General features: G+C 61.6%; 16 protein-coding genes and 1 tRNA gene. 6 read left to right on the forward strand and 11 right to left on the reverse strand.

Annotated elements, in window-relative coordinates; translation table 11 throughout:
• Positions 1-38: 38 nt before the first annotated feature.
• Both EBB56_RS02160 and pgi read right to left on the reverse strand, forming a co-directional pair.
• Positions 39-677: a YqiA/YcfP family alpha/beta fold hydrolase gene (locus EBB56_RS02160; RefSeq protein ID WP_045994517.1), complete on the reverse strand. Its 639-nt coding sequence runs from the start codon at positions 675-677 to the stop codon at positions 39-41.
• A gap of 85 nt (positions 678-762) precedes the next feature.
• Entirely contained in the window at positions 763-2430 is a 1668-nt protein-coding gene (gene pgi, locus EBB56_RS02165) for a glucose-6-phosphate isomerase (RefSeq protein ID WP_045994518.1), read from the reverse strand.
• Positions 2431-2557: 127 nt separating this feature from the next.
• Between pgi and cmoA the strand changes: the two genes are divergently transcribed.
• Both cmoA and cmoB read left to right on the forward strand, forming a co-directional pair.
• Entirely contained in the window at positions 2558-3295 is a 738-nt protein-coding gene (gene cmoA, locus EBB56_RS02170) for a carboxy-S-adenosyl-L-methionine synthase CmoA (protein WP_045994519.1), read from the forward strand.
• Positions 3292-4296 (forward strand): tRNA 5-methoxyuridine(34)/uridine 5-oxyacetic acid(34) synthase CmoB, encoded by a 1005-nt coding sequence (gene cmoB, locus EBB56_RS02175; RefSeq protein WP_045994520.1) that lies wholly within the window; start codon positions 3292-3294, stop codon positions 4294-4296. The genes cmoA and cmoB overlap by 4 nt, the downstream gene beginning before the upstream one ends.
• A 125-nt stretch (positions 4297-4421) precedes the next feature.
• On the opposite strand, the gene EBB56_RS02180 is transcribed toward cmoB, so the two are convergent.
• From EBB56_RS02180 to EBB56_RS02210, 7 genes are all read right to left on the reverse strand, one after another.
• Positions 4422-4667: a Rho-binding antiterminator gene (locus EBB56_RS02180; protein WP_045994521.1), complete on the reverse strand. Its 246-nt coding sequence runs from the start codon at positions 4665-4667 to the stop codon at positions 4422-4424.
• A gap of 280 nt (positions 4668-4947) precedes the next feature.
• Entirely contained in the window at positions 4948-6375 is a 1428-nt protein-coding gene (gene cysN, locus EBB56_RS02185) for a sulfate adenylyltransferase subunit CysN (RefSeq protein ID WP_124802604.1), read from the reverse strand.
• 126 nt (positions 6376-6501) lie between these two features.
• The gene (cysD, locus tag EBB56_RS02190) at positions 6502-7458 is read right to left on the reverse strand and encodes a sulfate adenylyltransferase subunit CysD (protein WP_045994523.1); all 957 of its coding nucleotides are present in this window, start codon (positions 7456-7458) and stop codon (positions 6502-6504) included.
• Positions 7459-7570: 112 nt separating this feature from the next.
• Complete coding sequence (locus EBB56_RS02195) at positions 7571-8308, reverse strand: metallophosphoesterase (protein WP_124802606.1); 738 nt, start codon at positions 8306-8308, stop codon at positions 7571-7573.
• A gap of 35 nt (positions 8309-8343) precedes the next feature.
• On the reverse strand, positions 8344-8793 hold the full coding sequence (locus tag EBB56_RS02200; protein ID WP_045994525.1) for a DUF1249 domain-containing protein: 450 nt from the start codon (positions 8791-8793) through the stop codon (positions 8344-8346).
• 1 nt (position 8794) lies between these two features.
• Positions 8795-9421, reverse strand: coding sequence for an NUDIX domain-containing protein (locus EBB56_RS02205; RefSeq protein WP_045994526.1), 627 nt, complete (start codon positions 9419-9421; stop codon positions 8795-8797).
• Between the two features lie 157 nt (positions 9422-9578).
• Complete coding sequence (locus EBB56_RS02210) at positions 9579-10277, reverse strand: hypothetical protein (RefSeq protein ID WP_260425265.1); 699 nt, start codon at positions 10275-10277, stop codon at positions 9579-9581.
• A 344-nt stretch (positions 10278-10621) separates the two neighbouring features.
• On the opposite strand from EBB56_RS02210, the gene greB reads away from it, so the two are divergent.
• The gene (greB, locus tag EBB56_RS02215; RefSeq protein WP_124802608.1) at positions 10622-11167 is read left to right on the forward strand and encodes a transcription elongation factor GreB; all 546 of its coding nucleotides are present in this window, start codon (positions 10622-10624) and stop codon (positions 11165-11167) included.
• Positions 11168-11195: 28 nt separating this feature from the next.
• Here greB and EBB56_RS02220 read toward each other — a convergent pair whose 3' ends face one another.
• Together EBB56_RS02220 and EBB56_RS02225 are read right to left on the reverse strand one after the other, a co-directional pair.
• Entirely contained in the window at positions 11196-12188 is a 993-nt protein-coding gene (locus tag EBB56_RS02220) for a methyltransferase (protein ID WP_124802610.1), read from the reverse strand.
• Positions 12185-13135, reverse strand: coding sequence for a methyltransferase domain-containing protein (locus EBB56_RS02225; RefSeq protein WP_124802612.1), 951 nt, complete (start codon positions 13133-13135; stop codon positions 12185-12187). Before EBB56_RS02225 ends, EBB56_RS02220 begins: the two co-directional genes overlap by 4 nt.
• A 181-nt stretch (positions 13136-13316) precedes the next feature.
• On the opposite strand from EBB56_RS02225, the gene EBB56_RS02230 reads away from it, so the two are divergent.
• The 3 genes from EBB56_RS02230 to EBB56_RS02240 all read left to right on the forward strand — a co-directional run bounded on the left by EBB56_RS02230 (position 13317) and on the right by EBB56_RS02240 (position 16635).
• A tRNA-Arg gene (locus EBB56_RS02230) sits at positions 13317-13393 on the forward strand.
• Positions 13394-14524: 1131 nt separating this feature from the next.
• Positions 14525-15193 (forward strand): hypothetical protein, encoded by a 669-nt coding sequence (locus tag EBB56_RS02235; protein WP_124802614.1) that lies wholly within the window; start codon positions 14525-14527, stop codon positions 15191-15193.
• A 149-nt stretch (positions 15194-15342) separates the two neighbouring features.
• A complete protein-coding gene (locus EBB56_RS02240) occupies positions 15343-16635 on the forward strand; it encodes a HEPN/Toprim-associated domain-containing protein (RefSeq protein WP_124802616.1) in 1293 nt (430 codons plus the stop codon).
• Positions 16636-17819 lie beyond the last annotated feature (1184 nt).

Genomic DNA, 17819 nt, shown 5'->3' on the forward strand with positions numbered 1-17819 from the left:
GATGACTGGGATCGTCTTTGCGCCGTCGACTGAACGGCTCACTCGGCCGGTACCGGCGCCACTCGCCCGGGCGCCAGGGCGTGACCGCCGTGGGCGAACACCGCCGGCAGGTAGTCGGCCAGGGCATTGAAGCCGTGCTCGCCGCCGGGATGCAGGATCGCCTTGGCCCCGCGGTAGGCGGCGAAGGCGTCGGCGCTGTCCAGCGTCTCGTCCTCGGTCACCAGCAGCAGCAGATAGCGCCCGGGGGCCACCACCTCCGGCGTCATCTCGGCGATCTGGTCACGGTGGCTCTGCCCGACCACGAAGCGCTCACCGGTATAGGCGTTGACGAAGCTCTCGCCGAGCATGGTGTCGACCAGCCTGGCCGGTCGCACCGCCGGATTGACCAGTACCGCCGGCAGCTCATGGCGCTCTGCCAGCACCGTGGCCAGAAAGCCGCCCATGGAGCTGCCCATCAGCATCGGGCTGGGCCCCAGCCGGGGTAACAGCGATTCGGCGAGCCGCAGGGCGTCGGCCGCCTGCGAGGACAGGTCCGGGGTCTCGCAGGGAAGCCCCAGCTCCGCACAGGCGGCCTTGATCAGCCGCGCCTTGGGCGAGGCGCCGGCACTATTGAATCCATGCAGGTAGAGCACGCCGCTCGCTGCGGCAGCACTCGACGCTGTTGATGGGCTCAGCATAACGGAAAACCTGTATAAATGGCCAGTTTTCGACCCTCCCCTGCGCCTGCAGGGGCGCTGTCGCCATCACGCATGCCAACGGCCATCAGTCCCGCGCGGCTTGCCAGGTGGCCTCGATCAGCCCACGGGTGGAGTCATCCATCGCCTCCAGGCCCTGGCGCCCCTCGATGATGTCACGGGTCTCGTTGGCGATCTTCTTGCCCAGTTCAACGCCCCACTGGTCGAAGGGATTGATGCCCCAGATGGTGGCCTGGACGAACACCTTGTGCTCGTAGAGGGCGATCAACGCGCCCAGGGTCTGCGGGGTCAACCGCTCCAGCAGCAGGGTGGTCGAGGGCTGGTTGCCACGATAGCGCTTGTGCTCGGGCCTGGGACCGTCATCGGCGATGGCGTCGTCTCCGAGCATCAATACACGGGACTGGGCGAAGCAGTTGGCCAGCGTCAGCCGGTGCTGGCCCATCAGGTGCTCGCGGGTGGCCGGATCCTCGACGTCATCGTAGCGGGCCAGCGGCGCGATAAAGTCGCACTCCACCGCCTGGGTGCCCTGGTGCAGCAACTGGTAGAAGGCGTGCTGGGCGTTGGGCCCGAGCTGGCCCCACAGCACCGGACAGGTGGAGTAGTCGACGATATCGCCGTCGTTGGTCACCGACTTGCCGTTGGACTCCATCTCGAGCTGTTCGAGGTAGGCAGCGAAGTATTCCAGGCGTCCGTCGTAGGGCAGAATCGAGTGGGCACGGATATCCAGGAAGTTGTTGTTCCAGATACCGGCCAGCGCCAGCAGCACCGGCAGATTGTCCTCGAGCGGCGCCTTCTGGAAGTGCACGTCCATGGCGTGGGCGCCGGCCAGGAAGTCGCGGAAGCCGTCCATGCCGATGACCAGGGCGATGGGCAGGCCGATGCCACCCCACAGCGAGTAGCGCCCGCCGACCCACTCCCAGAACTCGAGCTGGTGGTCGCAGGCGATGCCCCACTCGGCCATCTTGTCCGGGCTTGCCGAGACACCGATAAAGTGCTGGCGCAGCACCAGTTCGCGATCCACGCCCTCCTGGCGCGCCTCGACCAGCCGGGACAGCAGCCAGTCCCGCGCGGTGTTGGCGTTTGACAGGGTATCGATGGTGGTGAAGGACTTCGACGACAGCACGAACAACGTGGTCTCGGGGTCGAAGCGCATCAGGTAGTCGACCAACTGGGAGCCGTCCATGGTCGAGGCGAAGTGGACCTCGACCGGATGGGTATCCGCCGGGCGATAGTCGGCCAGGGCGTGGGTCACCATCAGCGGCCCCAGGTCGGAGCCCCCGACCCCCAGGTTGACCACGTCACGGATCGGCTTGCCGGTGGCGCCGCGCCACTGGCCGGAATGGAAGCGCTCGACCATGGTCGCCATCTTGTCCAGGGTGGCGTGCACCGCCGGCACCAGATCCTCGCCTTCGACCACCAGAGACGCATCCTGCGGCAGACGCAGCGCGGTATGCAGCGCAGGACGGTCCTCACTGACGTTGACCCGCTCACCGGCCAGCAGCCGACGGATGGCGTCGGGCACGCCGGCCTCGTCGGCCAGCGCCAGCAGATCCTCGAGGGTCTGCTGGTCCCAGCGCTGCTTGGACAGGTCGAGTTTCAGCCCCGCAGCCTCGTGGCTGAAGGTGGCAAATCGCCCGGCATCCTCGCGAAACATGTCGCACAGGTGGCGCTTGCCGACTTCCTGTGCCTTCTGCTTCAACGCCTGCCAGGCCGGCGTTTGATCGATCGATGGCATGATTCCTCTCCTTGGGCCCTGTCTGGTGGGCAAAGCTGGGCCGAACGGCGACGGCAAGCCTCATCGTGCAGCCTGACCGCGGGGCGCGTACAATCACTCCCCCCGAGCCCGACAACACTGGCAATCCATGAGTGACGCATCTTACCGTGACGCCATCTTTTCCACACCCCTGGACAAGGTGGCGCGCTTTTCGTTCGACGAGCGAGTCGTCGCCTGCTTCCCCGACATGATTCGCCGATCGGTCCCCGGCTATGGCCAGATCCTCGGCATGCTGGGGGTGATCGCCGAGCGCCACCTGCGCCACGGCGCCCACGTCTATGACCTTGGCTGCTCGCTTGGCGCCGTGGGCCTGGCGCTGGCCGGCCAGCTACCCAAGGACGCCTTCAGCCTGACCGGGGTAGACCTGTCCCCGGCGATGGTCGAGCGCGCCCGCCAGACCCTCGAGCACGAGTGCCCCGACCACGCCATCGAGGTGATCGAAGGCGACATCCGCCACCTCGACTACCGTCCCAGCGGCATGATCGTGTTGAATTTCACGCTGCAGTTTCTGGCCCCGGAAGACCGCGACGGTGTACTCGAGAAGCTCTACCAGGCGCTGGAGCCCGGCGGTGTATTGATCCTGTCGGAGAAGATCAAGGCCGGTGACGAACAGGACAATGCCTGGCTGGTGGAGCGCTATCACGACTTCAAGCGTGCCAATGGCTACAGCGACCTGGAGATCAGCCAGAAGCGCAACGCGCTGGAGAACGTGCTGGTGCCCGACACCCTGGAGCAGCACCACCAGCGCCTGGCGCGGGTAGGCTTTGCGCGCTCGCTGACCTGGTTTCAGTATCTGAACTTCGCCTCCATGGTGGCCTTCAAATGATTCCCGAGCATCAGCGCGATGTGTACCGCGCCTTTCTCGAGCAATCCTTCCGCCACGCCGGCATGGGCGACTGGCTTGCCCGCCTGCCCGAGCAGTTCGCCCGTGGCCTCGACCGCCAGCGTCACGGCGACCTGCCGGCCTGGGAGAAGGCGGTGGCCAAGCTGCCGGCGCTGCCCGACAAGCGCCATGTCCAGCTCGATCGCGACGAGGTCACGGTCGAGCTGGAGCTTGATGACAGCCGTCGTCGCCAGAGCGAGAACCTGCTGCGCGCGCTGATGCCGTGGCGCAAGGGCCCGTACCGGCTGGCAGGCATCGCGATCGATACCGAGTGGCGTTCGGACTGGAAGTGGCAGCGGCTGGCGCCGCACCTGTCGCCGCTGCGCGGTCGAAGGGTGCTCGACGTGGGTGGCGGCAACGGCTATCACGCCTGGCGCATGGCCGGCGCCGGTGCCGACTTCGTGCTGGTGATCGATCCCTCACCGCGCTTCTACTGGCAGTTCCAGGCGGTCAAGCACTTCGTCGGCGATGCCGACGGCGGGCGTACCCACTTCCTGCCGGTGGGCATCGACGATGTGCCCCAGGGCCTGGGCTTCTTCGACAGCGTGTTCTCCATGGGCGTGCTCTACCACCGCCCTTCCCCCCTCGACCACCTGATGCAGCTACGCGACGCCCTGCGTCGGGGCGGCGAACTGGTACTCGAGACGCTGGTGGTGGAAGGCGACGAGACCCGGGTGCTGGTGCCGGGCGATCGCTACGCGGCGATGCCCAATGTCTACTTCCTGCCGTCGTCGCGCGCCCTGGTGGGCTGGCTCGAGAAGGTCGGCTTTTGCGACGTTCGGGTGGTGGATGAAGCCCCCACCAGCCTGGAGGAGCAGCGCTCCACCGACTGGATGACCTTTCAGTCGCTGGGTGACTTCCTGGACCCTGAGCGCCCCCACCTGACCCGCGAGGGACACCCGGCCCCACGTCGGGCCGTCGTGATCGCGACGCGCCCAGCCTGATCCCGTACCCCCTGCCCCCCCTGCCCCCATAAGACGCGACGCCCCGCTGATCCGGTCAGCGGGGCGTCGTCGTCAGGGGCTGTGTCAGGGGCGGTGTCAGGGGCTATGTCAGTGGCGGATTCGCGTCAGACGAAGTCCAGCACCATGAAATGGGGGTTGTCGACCAGCACTTCCATGCGGGTAATGTCGTCGAGCACTATCATGCGCTCGCCGCGCTCTGTCTTCAGCGACAGACACTCCTCGCGATCCTCGTTGAAGGCGGTATCCAGTGCCTCGCCGTGCTTCTCGTCACCGTCTCGCAGCGACAGCTTGACCGGAAAATGGTACAGGCAGGCGATTTCGATATTGTCATAGAGATGGCAGGCCACCATGTTCGTGCCCTCCCTGCTTCCGTGGGGGAATGGAAGACGTCGTCATGACGTCACACGCGACGCATCCTGCCTTTGGTCTAGCCCAGGCACCAGCCCGCCACCATCTGTCTGCGCAGTTGGAGTTAAACCCATCGAAAAGCACTAGCATTCTGGTTCAACCAAGCCACTGAGACGCCGCTATTACTGTGCTCTTTCAGTGCTCATCTGACAGCGGCCCCTGCGCCGTAGCGCAGGGGCCGCTGTTGCAGCGAACCAACGATGGTGAAGCCGGTCCCGGACGTCAGCGCTTGAGCAGCTCGCGCACGTCCTTGGCCTCCCAGTGGGGGAAGTACTTGCGCACCAGGGCGTTGAGTTCCAGCTCGAAGCCGGCCCAGTCGACCTGCTCGGCAGCGCCGCCTTCGACACTGGCCGCACCGCGAATCATGCCGGCGCCCACGGTGACGTTGGTCAGCCGGTCGATGACGATAAAGCTGCCGGTGCCAGGCACCCGCGCGTAGTCATCGATGGGCACCTCGGCGGTCAGCGCCACCCGGCAGCGGGCGATGGCGTTGAGCTCGAGTCGCTCGGCGCCATGACGCTCCAGGCTGTTGACGTCGACCTGATAGTGGATGGCATCGACGTGGCCTGCCACCGCACGCCCGGCCATGCGGATATCGTACTGACGCCCAGGCTCGAGGGCGTCGTCGTGCATCCACACGATGTCGGCGTCGAAGGCACTGGACAGGGTGATGTCCGCGTCCGCCGCCACCAGCCAGTCGCCACGCGAGATATCGATCTCGTCTTCCAGGGTCACGGTGATGGCCTGGCCCGGGTAGGCATCGTCAAGATCGCCTTCGAAGGTGACGATACGCTCGACCCGGCTGAGCTTGTTGGACGGCAGCGCCTTGACCGCCTGGCCGGGACGCAGGATGCCCGCCTCGAGGGTGCCGGCGTATCCACGGAAGTCGAGATTGGGGCGATTGACGTACTGCACCGGGAAGCGCAGATCGCTCAGGTTCTGGTCGCGGCTGACCTCCACGGTCTCCAGCAACTCCAGCAGCGCCGGGCCCTGGTACCAGTCGAGGCGCTCGCCGCGATCAACCACGTTGTCGCCCTTGAGCGCCGACAGCGGCACGAAGTGGATGTCGCTGGCGTCGAGCTGCTCGGCGAAGGCGCGGTAGTCGGCGACGATCTCGTCGAAGCGCGCCTGGGAGTAGTCGACCAGGTCCATCTTGTTGACCGCGATGACCAGATGCTGGATGCCCAGCAGGTCGGCGATGAAGCTGTGACGACGGGTCTGGGTCTGCACGCCATAACGGGCGTCGATCAGGATCACCGCGAGGCCGGCGGTGGAGGCACCGGTGGCCATGTTGCGGGTGTACTGCTCGTGCCCCGGGGTGTCGGCGATGATGAACTTGCGCTTGTCGGTGGAGAAGAAGCGATAGGCCACATCGATGGTGATGCCCTGCTCGCGCTCCGACTGCAGACCGTCGACCAGCAGCGCCAGATCCACCTCTTCGCCGGTGGTGCCCTTGGTCTTGGAGGCCTGAGTGATGGCCGCCAGCTGGTCGTCGAAGATCATCTTGGAATCGTGCAGCAGGCGACCGATCAGGGTCGACTTGCCGTCATCGACGCTGCCGCAGGTGATGAACCGCAACAGGTCCTTGTTTTCGTGCTCGTGCAGATACTGCTCGATGTTGTCAGCAATCAGACTGGACTGGTGAGACATGCTGTACCCCTGATGGTGACCCGACGTCGTGCTGGACGCCGGGCCCTTGATCTGTCATCTGCGTCCTCGCTCCCGATCCCTGTCGGCTGGAGCAAGGCGCGTGGCTGCGTGCGGTCGGTGCCGGCGTCAGAAGTAGCCTTCGCGCTTCTTCTTCTCCATGGAACCGGCCTGGTCATGATCGATGGCACGGCCGGAGCGCTCGCTGGTACGGGTCAGCAGCATCTCCTGGATGATCTCCGGCAGGGTCTGAGCCTTAGACTCCACCGCACCGGTCAGCGGATAGCAGCCCAGGGTGCGGAAGCGCACCCACTTCTGCTCGGGCTCTTCGCCCTCGGCCAGGGGCAGGCGCTCGTCATCGACCATGATCTGCATGCCGTCGCGTTCCACCACCGGGCGCGGGGCGGAGAAGTAAAGCGGCACGATGTCGATGTTCTCGAGGTAGATGTACTGCCAGATATCCAGCTCGGTCCAGTTGGACAGCGGGAAGGCACGGATCGACTCGCCCTTGTTGATGCGGGCGTTGTACAGATTCCACAGTTCCGGACGCTGGTTCTTGGGGTCCCAGCGGTGGTGGCGGTCGCGGAAGGAGAACACCCGCTCCTTGGCACGGCTGGCCTCCTCGTCGCGGCGGGCGCCACCGAAGGCGGCGTCGAAGCCGTACTGGTCCAGCGCCTGCTTGAGGGCCTGGGTCTTCATCACGTCGGTATAGCCGCTGGAGCCGTGGTCGAAGGGGTTGATGCCGGCGGCACGACCTTCCTCGTTGGTGTGGACGATCAGCTCCATGCCCGCTTCCTTGGCCATGCGGTCGCGGAAGGCGATCATCTCGCGGAACTTCCAGGTGGTATCCACGTGCATCAGCGGGAACGGCGGCGGGCCAGGATGGAAGGCCTTGCGCGCCAGGTGAAGCATCACCGAGGAGTCCTTGCCGATGGAGTAGAGCATCACCGGGTTCGAGAACTCGGCGGCCACTTCACGGATGATATGGATGGACTCCGCCTCGAGCTGCTTGAGGTGGGTCAGTCGCTTCGGCGTGAGCGACGCCTGGGCGGCGCGCTCACGGGCTGGTGCGGAAAGGCTGGTCATGGCCGGACACCTCGCATGACGGGAAAAGTGGAGATGTCAGCGAGGATACTGCGGGGCGAGTAATAACGTAAAAGAATTAATAACTATCTTTTTAGAACCAAGCGTAAGACTCCTAGATATCGACGCGCTCCACCCAGGTCTGCCACTCTCCCTCTCGTTTCAACTCCACCACCCGGTAGCCGGGGCGCGACGCCTCGTCCACGGCGAAGTCCTCGCTGCCGGGCAGGAACTGGTCAGAGGTGGAGGGACAGGCATAGACGTCGACCCGTCCATGGGCCAGAGACATCACGCCATGGAAGGCCTGATGCACATGACCGCACAGCACCATCTTCACCTGGGGATAGCCGTCCAGCACCTCCCAGAAGCCGTCGGCATCTACCAGGCCCAGGGCGTCGATCCAGGCGCTGCCCACCGCCAGCGGCGGATGGTGCATGGCGATCAGGGTCGGGCGATCGTCCTCGGCCAGACGCGCGCCGAGCGCGGCCAGGGCCTCTTCTCCCAGCTGCCCGGAGGCCTCGCCGACAAGCTGGGTATCGAGCTGCAGAAGCCGCCAGTGGCCGGCCTCGACCTCGGGCAGGATGTCCCGCTCGGCGCCCATCAGCGCCACGTCATCGTGGTTGCCGGGAATCCAGAACCAGGGGCAGTCGAGCTCGCTCAATCGCTCGGTAGCGAGCCGGTAGGCGGCCTCGGACTCATCCTGACTGATGTCACCGGTGACCAGCACTAGGTCCGGGCGGTCGGCGTCCACCGCCTTGACCACCGCCTCCAGCTGATGGGCGGGCAGGCCTCGGCGCGAGCGCGCCATCGGGTCGGCGTACAGGTGGCAATCGCTAATCTGGATCAGGCGCATGGAGATCTCTCGACGGGCGGCAACGGCGAACCGGCTCAGGGCAACTGCGGCAGATCCAGCGAGTGGCCGTGGGCCAGCCCGTGATCGAGCCATTCGCCGAGGAAGCGATTGATCTGCAGCTTCTCGTCGGGCTGGTGCATATGCGCGTTGGGATAGCGGTAGCGGCCATCGAAGTGGCGCCGGCGCTGAAAGTCGGTGACCTCGGCCATGCGCACGTCGTGATACAGATGCACGCGCATGCGCGGGCTGTCGATGACGCCGTCGAGGATACCCTCCTGGCTGACGCGAATGATGCTGGTATAGGGCGCCAGCTCTTCGACATGCAGACGCAGGGCACCGAGTCGACGCTCGCCGTTGAGCAGTTCGACCTCGCGACTTTCGCCCTCTTCCAGCTCGCCCAGCAGGCGCGTCAGGCGGATGTAGTTGGCCGTGCACTCGCTCTGCAACGTGCGCAGATCGGTGACGTAGGCGCTGCGTTGGGTCACGCTACCTCCTTGCTCTCAAAGACGCCCGTTCGGCGGCCAGCCAGTAAAAGCCGATCAGGCACATGGCGTTATCGAGTCTCCCTTGATTGAGAAGTTCCCAGGCACGATGAAATGGCAACACATGGACGCGGATATCCTCGTGCTCTTCGTCCAGGCCATGCACCCCACCCAGTCCGCTGGTATCGACGAGACCGCAGAAAAGCGTCACACGTTCGTCGCAGGCACCCGGACTAGGATAGTAGCTATGCAGCAAGATGAGGTCCCCGACCTCGCAACCGGCCTCCTCGAGGGCCTCGCGACGGGCCACTTCCTCGGCAGACTCGTCCTTGTCGACCAGTCCGGCCACGCACTCGAGCTTCCACGGGGTGTGGGCGTCTTCCATTGCACCGGCACGGATCTGCTCCACCAGTACCACGCTGTCGCGCTCGGGGTCATAGAGCATGACGCCCACGGCGTCGTGCCGGCTATGCACCTCGCGCACCACCGCCTCGCTCCAGCCACCTTCGAACTTGCGATGGCGGAAGATCAGCTTGTCCAGACGAAAGAAGCCCTGGTGCAGGCAATCGCGTGACACCAGTTCGACGTCCTGGGCGGTAAAGGGGGCATCGATGTTGCTCGTTTCCGGCATGGGGACCTCCGCAGACAGATCGGCCCATTATCCGGATCGGTCAGGGGCCCCACAAGGCGAGTCCAGGTGGGGCCTCCTGTCAAGGCGGGAAACGACAGGGAAATCGGCGCGGGTCAGAGCTCGTCGAGCGCCTGATCAGAGCTCGTTGAGCGCCTGATCAGAGCTCGTTGAGCAGGGCGCGCGCCTCGGCCTTGAGCGCCTGGTCCGAGGCTTCGCGTCCGGCGCGAACCGCACCGGCGATGGCCTTCTCGGCGTGCTGGCGGGCCTCGGCATCGCGTCCTTCATCGGCCAGGTAGGCGGCGTAGTAGTAGTTGACGTCGATACCGCCGGGGCGAATCGTCAGCGCACGCTTGAACATTTCCTCGGCCTTGTCGTCATCACCGAAGGCCACCGGCCAGCCCGGAGCACGGTCATACAGCGCCCCCAGGGTCACGTAGGCCGAGCCATCGAGGCCATTGGCGTCCAGTGCGATGGCCCGCTCCAGCGCCCGCCGCGCGGCCTTGGCGTTGTCCAGCGCGCCGAGCCCGCCCTTGGCCTTGGCCAGGGACGCCTCGATGATGCCCTCCCACACCAGCAGCTCGCTGACGTTGGGATTGGCCGAGCTCAGCTCGTGGGCCTCGGCGGCCAGCGCCGTCAACGGGGCCTCCTGGGCCGACAAGGCGCTCGAGGTGGTGACGCTTTCCCAGCGGTTCTTTAGCTGGTCGAGCTCACCCTGCCAGGCCAGCGCCACGCTGCTGGCAAGGCAGGCGGACAGGGTGACAAGCGTCAGCGCCGTCGTGGCTAAGAGCCGACGCGGGCGTCGACGCAACGCGGTAGATGGAACATCAGGCGAGGCGGAAAACAGGGTTCGTGACATTTGGCGGCTCCGGATACTGTTATTGTGATGCACCCTGATGCTGGGTGGTCATGGTGGGCGGCCGTAGTGCGCAGTCAGGCTGAGCGATCGGGCTGAGCGATCAGGCCAAGCGATGCCGAGCACTGACCCAGGCGTTGTAACCCGATACGGAAAGCCACACGCGTTCTGGCCCCCTCCCCGAAATGTAACGAACGTTTGATTTATTCGCCAGTCGCATTCTTCGTCGACCGCTCACTGCATCGCTCCCCTGACCTTTCCCCCACCACCCAAAGCGCTTGCGACCTGACCCAAGTCGCGGCACCCTCGTGGACCTTGTCTGATTCAACGACTCACCGAGGATCGCCATGAAAGGCCGCAACATGACTCGCTGGCGTGACCCGGCGAAGGATCCCCGTCAGGAACCCAAGAGCAACCTGATCACCCTGGAAGGTGCCGAGCGCCTGAGGGGTATTCTCGACCACCTGAGCCGGGTCAAGCGACCGCAGCTATCGGCCAAGGTGGGCGAGGCGGCGGCCCTTGGCGACCGCAGCGAGAACGCCGATTACACCTACAACAAGAAGGAGCTCAACCGGGTCATCGGTCGCATTCGCTACCTGACCAAACGCCTGGATGAGTTGCAGGTGGTGGACCGCCTGCCGGCAGACACCGATCGGGTGTTCTTCGGCGCCTTCGTCACCCTGGAGGACGAAGACGGCGAAGAGATGTCAGTGCGCATCGTCGGCCACGACGAGACCGACACCAGCAAGCGCTGGATCAGCGTCGACGCGCCACTGGCCAAGGCGCTGCTGGGCAAGTCGCTGGAAGACGAAGTGACGGTGGCCGCCCCCGGCGGGGAGACCACCTGGCTGATCACCGAGATCCACTACCGCACGCCGGGTCAGAAGACGTAGCCCGGCAGACGCCTAGCCTGGCTGGCACCTAGCCCCTGGCGAGGCGGGCACGGTAGACCCGAAAACGGCCATTGTCGGCCAGGATCTCGAAGCCGCCGAAGGCCTTCTCCAGGGGATCTGCGTAGGGCAGGAAGGCGTTGGCCACCAGGATCAATTGCCCGCCCGGCGTCAGATGCTGCGGCGCCTCCTGGATCAGACGGGCCGCCGGGCCGTAGTCGATGGAGCGCTCCTGGTGAAACGGCGGATTCGAGACGATGGCGTCGAAGCGACGTCCCGCCAGCGCCGAGTAGACGTCGCTTTCCAGTGCCTCGCCGTTGAGCCCATTTGCCGCCAGCGAGCGCCGGGTCGCTTCCACCGCAAAGGCGCTGACATCCACCGCGGTGACATCACGCCGCTGCTGCGCCATCCAGGCCGCCAGAATGCCGTCACCGCAGCCCATGTCGAGCACCTGGCCCTGAGGCAAGGCAGTCTCTAGCTGCTCGATCAGCAGCCCCGTGCCCTCGTCGAACTTACCGTGTCCGAAGACGCCAGGGTGGCTTGCCAGCGTCAGGCCGGCGGCCTCGAAACGCGTCCACACCGCTTCCGGGTCGAGGGGCTGGGGCGCCGAGCGGGTCGCGAACAGCGAGCAGCGCCGGGCGCTGTCGAGCTTGCGACAGCCCATGCCCAGCGCCGCCAGCACCTTGAGTACCCGCTTGATGCCGCCCTGGTGCTCGCCCACCAGCTGCATCGGCGTGCCTTCGGGCAACACCTGACACAGCCACAACAGCCACCACTCCCCCAGGGCGTGGGACTTGGGCCAGAACAGCACCACACCGGGCGGCGGCGACGCCTCGGGCGAGAACGGCGACAGCGCCGGACGCCCCTGGGCCTGCCAGGCGGCGCGCACCGACACATCGGCGCTGATCAGGGTCCCTTCGCCCTGCTCGAGCCAGCTATCCCGGGGCGGCGCCACCCACCACCAGCCGCGATAGTCGGCGTCCTGACGCTCGAGCAGTTGGCACACCGGGGTTTCGGCACTCATGTCGGGGTCTCCTCACGGGTCTCAGCGCCGCCGTCGCGCGGCGATGGACGCCCCTCGGGGTCGGCCGGACGGCGGAAGGTATAGAGCAGATAGCGGCCCAGCCGCCAGTGGGGGTCCAGGCGGCAGTAGGCGTGCTCCAGCGCCACCAGCTTGTCGAGTTCCTTGTCGTTCTGGGGCGGGTGGCGCAGGTAATCGTGGAACACCCTGATCCCCGCCACGCCCTCGCAACGAAGCCCGGCGGCTTCGGTCCAGGCCATCACCTGGTCATGGGTCAGCGGCGAGATCGGTGTCAGCCGCTGGCGCTGCCCCTTGCCCTCGAGCCGATCCTCCAGCGCCTTGTCCAGGTTGCCCTTGACCACGTTGGACAGCCGCAGGGCGTCGCGGTTGAACACCATCAGCGACAGTTGAGCCCCCGGCGCCATCAGCGCGGCCAGGCGATCGATGGCCGCCCTGGGGTCGCCCAGCCATTCGAGCACCGCGTGGCACACCACCAGCGGCCAGGGCCCGGGGGCCTCGCCCGCCAGGTCCTGCAGCGGCGACGTCAGATAGCGGACCCGGGACGCCTCGACACCCTGGGCGTCGATCGCCTCCCGGGCCCGGTCGAGCATTTCGCCTGCGGGCTCGGCCAGCGTTACCGCATGCCCACGCTCGAGGAACCACTGGGCCTGCTGACCGAGCCCCGCGCCCACGTCCAGCACCGGCTGGCCTTCGAGATCGAGCATCTCCGGCAGCAGACGGTCCAGCAACGACAGGCGCAGCTCGCCGCGCAGGTGCCCGTAGAGCGACGCCGAGAACTTGTCCGCCAGTCCATCGAAGTGGCGATCGCCATGGACAGACAGCGGCGCGCCGCCGGACGCATGACCAGCAACAGAAGCGGCAGCATCAGAAGCAGCGACAGAACCAGCAGCGGGAGTGACGGCAGCGTCACTCGTGGGGTGTTGAGACATCGAAAACGCCAGACAGGTGTGGATAACAAAGAGCCGTGGCGCGCATTCTACCGAGCCAGGCCAGCGCTGACACCCGCCCGGATCACCTGCCCAGCCACCTTCCTCGCCACCGTCCCAGCCACCTTCCCTGCCAACTGCGGGTTTATCTTGGCGAGTCAGCCGCTTATAATGCCGCCCCAACGCCCTCTTAGCTCAGCAGGATAGAGCAGCCGCCTCCTAAGCGGCAGGTCGCAGGTTCGAATCCTGCAGAGGGCGCCATGTCAGATCTGCGATCCATGCCCCCTCCCCTGACATTCCGGCGCTTTTTTCCCCAATTATTGATCCTGGATATTGCTGCAAGCCCTTCCTGCCCGGGCTCAACCGTACTTTTGCACCTCATCAATCCTGCTACTTAAAGATGACCCACGCCTTGTCTATGGCTCAGCTCGGTGTTGGCACAAGATCGACACCGGCCACCAGATCGACAACGGCAAACGGCCCGTAGAGGAGCTTTCAGCGACCTCGACCGGCAGGAAACCCAACAGGTCGAACATGACATTGAGCAGAAAAACAGTTGGCCGCTATCGGTGCTCTCTTCCTCAAGCTGCTACCGCTACCTCACGCCAGTGACAAGTATTGAGTAGAGATCCCCGCGCTAAGCGGTGAAATACCGCGAGAGGCCATCCAAAGCGACATGGCGACAGCGAGACGCCTGAAGGAGCTGGAGGCAACTCTGGCAAGCGCCCTACCCATCAACCCCGCCATAGGGCGGAGTTGATCCGTTTTGAGCCCTATCTGACGCACAACTCTAGACGTCATCGACTAGAGCGCTCCCCTGGCTCACTAGCGCCCAGTTGCCACCATCCCCCCCTACCCCATCCGCCCCCCTGGCGCGCTGTCAACACCCATCCCCGCCTGCGCGCTATACCTGTCGGTTTTGATGCACTCGTGCGCTAAGGTCGGAGACGCGACACTGCGGGGCTCTGCCGGTGATAGGGGGTCGCCAGGACTCATGCGAAATCATGCGAATTTATGCTGAGCGTGCAAGGCGTTGGAGTAGCGTATGTGGAGAAATGGATGAATCTATGCCAAGTTCGAAACAAGCAAGATCTTAGGAGGGCCTATCTGGTCCTGAGGCAGCTTGCGACCCAAAGCCGACATGTTGGCAAAGGCAGCAGGCACGTTCATTGGGGATATGCAGTATGCACGATGATTGGCGCTATACTGCCGAGCTATACTTAATTTCTAGGATTTTCAATAGGATGAGATGAGATTGAGCGCGCAGCGTAACATCGTTGAACACGCGTGCGCGTTCAAGTGGAATATCAAGCATGCAGTATAATGCAACTGTTCGGCTTTACCACTCGGTACAAGCAGTCATTGTTTCAGCCATTACAAAGAGGTGTCACAATGAAGAGAATGCTAATTCCGATATTTGTTGTGCTGCTCACCACTTCTTCAATTACGTGGGGGCAGAGTTCAGACAGGTATCGCTACTTGGTAAATGCCACAAATGAAATGAGTAGGATCGTTGGTCAGTCTGTGGCTCCGGACCGGGAGGCCTTACTGCGCGTGACGGCTCAAGCCTGCAATGCGCTTTCTATGCTTCTTGAAGATGGGCAATTCTACGAAGACCTGTCTCAATTAGACGACCAAGCTCCTGCCTCACGCGAAGAGCGAGATCAACTCAAGCGTGAACTTGATATCTTTATCTCGTCCTTCATGCGCATCGAGGAGCACGCACTTCGAGAAGCTGGAGTTGAGGAACGTACAGCCAAAGAGATTCTATGGAGTGCGAGCATGTTTCGAAACAGTATTGATGCTGATGTCACGCCAGAATACCTTCTCGAAATAATCTCGAACCTACAAGCAGAAGTCTGCCAGGGGGCTCGTAGGTTGCAGAGTGAAGAGGACAGCGCGACACGATGGGCAACAGTAAGAAAGTGGTCGTTCAGGATTGGCGGAGTGACCTTGATTGCAGTAGATGTAGGTGGTGCAGCCATTTCGGCAGGTATCACGGCACCTGTCGCCGCGGGATCCGCCGCCATTGGTGGTGCAATCGCTGGCTGGAGCGAATGACCCAGGAGATGCCGAACCACGGGCTGCAGCGGATCCGCAACGGCGGCGCTGCACTTGCCGTCGCGGGCCGCTGAGCCCGATCGTTAGGCATGCGAGATATAGAGAACATGGACTGCAAGATTTAAATATTTGGCAGGTTGGTATAACAGATGGGAACTTCTATAGAGCTCTGTGTTGGTAAAGTATCCCTTTCATATTCCAAGAATTTTAAGGGAGAAGATTATGGATTCTTGTTTCAGGAAGGTGATCTTTTCCGCCGAAGGACGGACGCAATAAATTACGATTATTGTGAAAAGTGTCCCGAAGAAAAAGAGGAGCTTGCCGAGGCTGAGGAACTTTTTGCAAGGAAGCTTTCCCGTATCTTACCTCGTCTTGATATACTTGGCTTCACTCTTGAAACTGCGCGCGCTGAGTATCAGATGCTGGTCGCAGAAGCAGAAGAAATTTCAAGCTATATAAATGTAGAGGAGTCGAAGAAAGAATGTCTCACGTTTGAAGAATTCTGCAATTTGGCATGTCGCTATCCGCTGGGCGATTTGAAAAGCGACTATATTGAGTACGATACTCCAGATCGAGACACAATTTCTCAAGGACGTTTTGCCGCTGATGTCGACGTATTTGAGCGAATTCCTTGGTCTGGAATCTCTGATTCTTATTGGTCGGAAGCCAGCTTCTTTTCAGCCAGAGTTTGCATTCTCAGTGCGGAATCAATGCTTCAGGTCTTTGCCCTAAATACCGCGAATGCTGAGGTTGAGGTTACATGGGAGTTTGGCCCTATTGTCCATGCTGGCTGGGTTCAACGTGAAGCATTCCGTCCAGGTGCGCTGCAAAAGCAAAAAGTTCTGATTGCAACCGAGGGTACATCAGACGCACGCATCATTCGACGGTCACTCGATGTTCTACGTCCGGACGTGGCAGATTTTTTCAATTTCGTGGATATCGATGAGCGCCATCCTTTCTGGGGAACCGGCAATCTCGTAAAATTCGCAGAGGGGCTTTTACGAATTGAGGTTCTCAATCAGGTCTTATTCGTTTTTGACAACGACGCAGAGGGCGTTGATGCTTTTCGAAAGCTTGAAAAGTTAAACCCTCCTGCCAACATGAGGGCGATGCTTTTACCTGATCTTGAGGAGCTCAGGGAGTTTGCAACTCTCGGGCCTGAAGGCCTAAGTATTTCTGATATCAATGGACGGGCCGCCGCGATTGAGTGCTATCTTGATCTTCGTTTAGATCAATACCCCTCCGCCCAGGTCACCTGGAGTAACTTCAAAAAAGATATCGCCGCATGGCATGGAGTGCTAGATTTTAAAGAGTCTTATTCAAAACATTTCCATGAGCAGACCGACGATCAGCTGAGAAACGGTAATTACGATATCTCTAAGTTATTAAAATTGATGGATTCGATAACTCAGCAGGCAGCGTTGGTAAGTCCGGTGATTTAAGGGTCTGCCTTTGCTTTTTCCACTCGCACATCCGAACTTATTACCTAACAAACGGCTCCACGCAGACTCTGGAGTTTCCCCACTCCCAATCCTACGTGGTTTTTGTGTACTCGCTAACGCTCATTATTACACAAAAACCTCTCCGGCTTGTCCGCTGGCAAGCCGGGCGTTATACATCAGAAAAATCTCATTGACCGCTCATGGCCGAAAGCTGAACTTCAGGCTATGCTGAAGGAGGCTTGTACGGCACCTGACAACCCGAAATGGTCATTGAGGAAAATGCAACGCACGGGCTCCAGTATTATTCGGCACACGCGATAATTGGTGTTATGTGGCCAAGCTATAATGCTTTAATGCCCCATTTGGCTAGGTGGCAGCAGGCCCGCCGAATAAAATTCATGGACGAGCATGTGCTAGGTCAACATGTGATCGTGCAGTTTAATTCCTATTGAGTATCTGTATATATTTAAACAAAGGGAGGGTGGTGCGATGTTAGATGACTTAGAGAACTTCGCGAATAAGACTGTAGCTATGGTCGACAATCATCCAGAAATAGGAGCCTTACGGCATTCTGACAACTGGTTTGATGACCAAGTGAAACTCCTTGAAGATTCACTTTCAGCATAGTCAAGCGATGCCGTGATTCTAAAACAAGACAATTTGATCAAAATGATGGCTTGTTTTTATCTTTACAAATCCAGTCGGCCGAGGCAGCTACCTCTGCGCTACTTGGGTACACGCCCAGTGCTGCGTTGTCTCAAGCATCGAGTACAGTTTCTAACTGGATACAAGGCACTTTGATACCAAACCTAAAAGGGATTTCAGGAAAAATTTTAACAATACTCTCTACTTTGTTAACGCCTACAGGCTGGATCTTAAAGGGTAGCATTGGGGGCGGTGCGCTAGGACTTTCAAATCTTGAATTAGAGATTAAATTTGGGAGGTGAAGTTAATAATTTATCAAAAAAATACACTCTTGACGTCTCGCTTACTTATACGTGAGTAAAATCAGAAGTGCCTGATCGTCTGCTTCTTTCCGAAATTCGGCATTAAGTCTATGCTGATGTTGCTGATTTGGCTACTTGAGGTTGCGAAAAGCCGTTCAAACATCGTCATGCTCATCCATTTATATAACTAATAGTTTTTTGCTGCATATTCTAAAAATAACTTATGAATGGTTAGGT

Origin of the sequence: Halomonas sp. YLB-10 (assembly GCF_003856855.1) — a bacterium.
GTDB classification, from domain to species: domain Bacteria; phylum Pseudomonadota; class Gammaproteobacteria; order Pseudomonadales; family Halomonadaceae; genus Halomonas; species Halomonas litopenaei.

Coding starts and splice junctions, on each gene's coding strand:
- EBB56_RS02160 (WP_045994517.1), bottom strand. CDS start 677: ATGCTGAGCCCATCAACAGCGTCGAGTGCTGCCGCAGCGAGCGGCGTG.
- pgi (WP_045994518.1), bottom strand. CDS start 2,430: ATGCCATCGATCGATCAAACGCCGGCCTGGCAGGCGTTGAAGCAGAAG.
- cmoA (WP_045994519.1), top strand. CDS start 2,558: ATGAGTGACGCATCTTACCGTGACGCCATCTTTTCCACACCCCTGGAC.
- cmoB (WP_045994520.1), top strand. CDS start 3,292: ATGATTCCCGAGCATCAGCGCGATGTGTACCGCGCCTTTCTCGAGCAA.
- EBB56_RS02180 (WP_045994521.1), bottom strand. CDS start 4,667: ATGGTGGCCTGCCATCTCTATGACAATATCGAAATCGCCTGCCTGTAC.
- cysN (WP_124802604.1), bottom strand. CDS start 6,375: ATGTCTCACCAGTCCAGTCTGATTGCTGACAACATCGAGCAGTATCTG.
- cysD (WP_045994523.1), bottom strand. CDS start 7,458: ATGACCAGCCTTTCCGCACCAGCCCGTGAGCGCGCCGCCCAGGCGTCG.
- EBB56_RS02195 (WP_124802606.1), bottom strand. CDS start 8,308: ATGCGCCTGATCCAGATTAGCGATTGCCACCTGTACGCCGACCCGATG.
- EBB56_RS02205 (WP_045994526.1), bottom strand. CDS start 9,421: ATGCCGGAAACGAGCAACATCGATGCCCCCTTTACCGCCCAGGACGTC.
- EBB56_RS02210 (WP_260425265.1), bottom strand. CDS start 10,277: ATGTCACGAACCCTGTTTTCCGCCTCGCCTGATGTTCCATCTACCGCG.
- greB (WP_124802608.1), top strand. CDS start 10,622: ATGAAAGGCCGCAACATGACTCGCTGGCGTGACCCGGCGAAGGATCCC.
- EBB56_RS02220 (WP_124802610.1), bottom strand. CDS start 12,188: ATGAGTGCCGAAACCCCGGTGTGCCAACTGCTCGAGCGTCAGGACGCC.
- EBB56_RS02225 (WP_124802612.1), bottom strand. CDS start 13,135: ATGTCTCAACACCCCACGAGTGACGCTGCCGTCACTCCCGCTGCTGGT.
- EBB56_RS02235 (WP_124802614.1), top strand. CDS start 14,525: ATGAAGAGAATGCTAATTCCGATATTTGTTGTGCTGCTCACCACTTCT.
- EBB56_RS02240 (WP_124802616.1), top strand. CDS start 15,343: ATGGGAACTTCTATAGAGCTCTGTGTTGGTAAAGTATCCCTTTCATAT.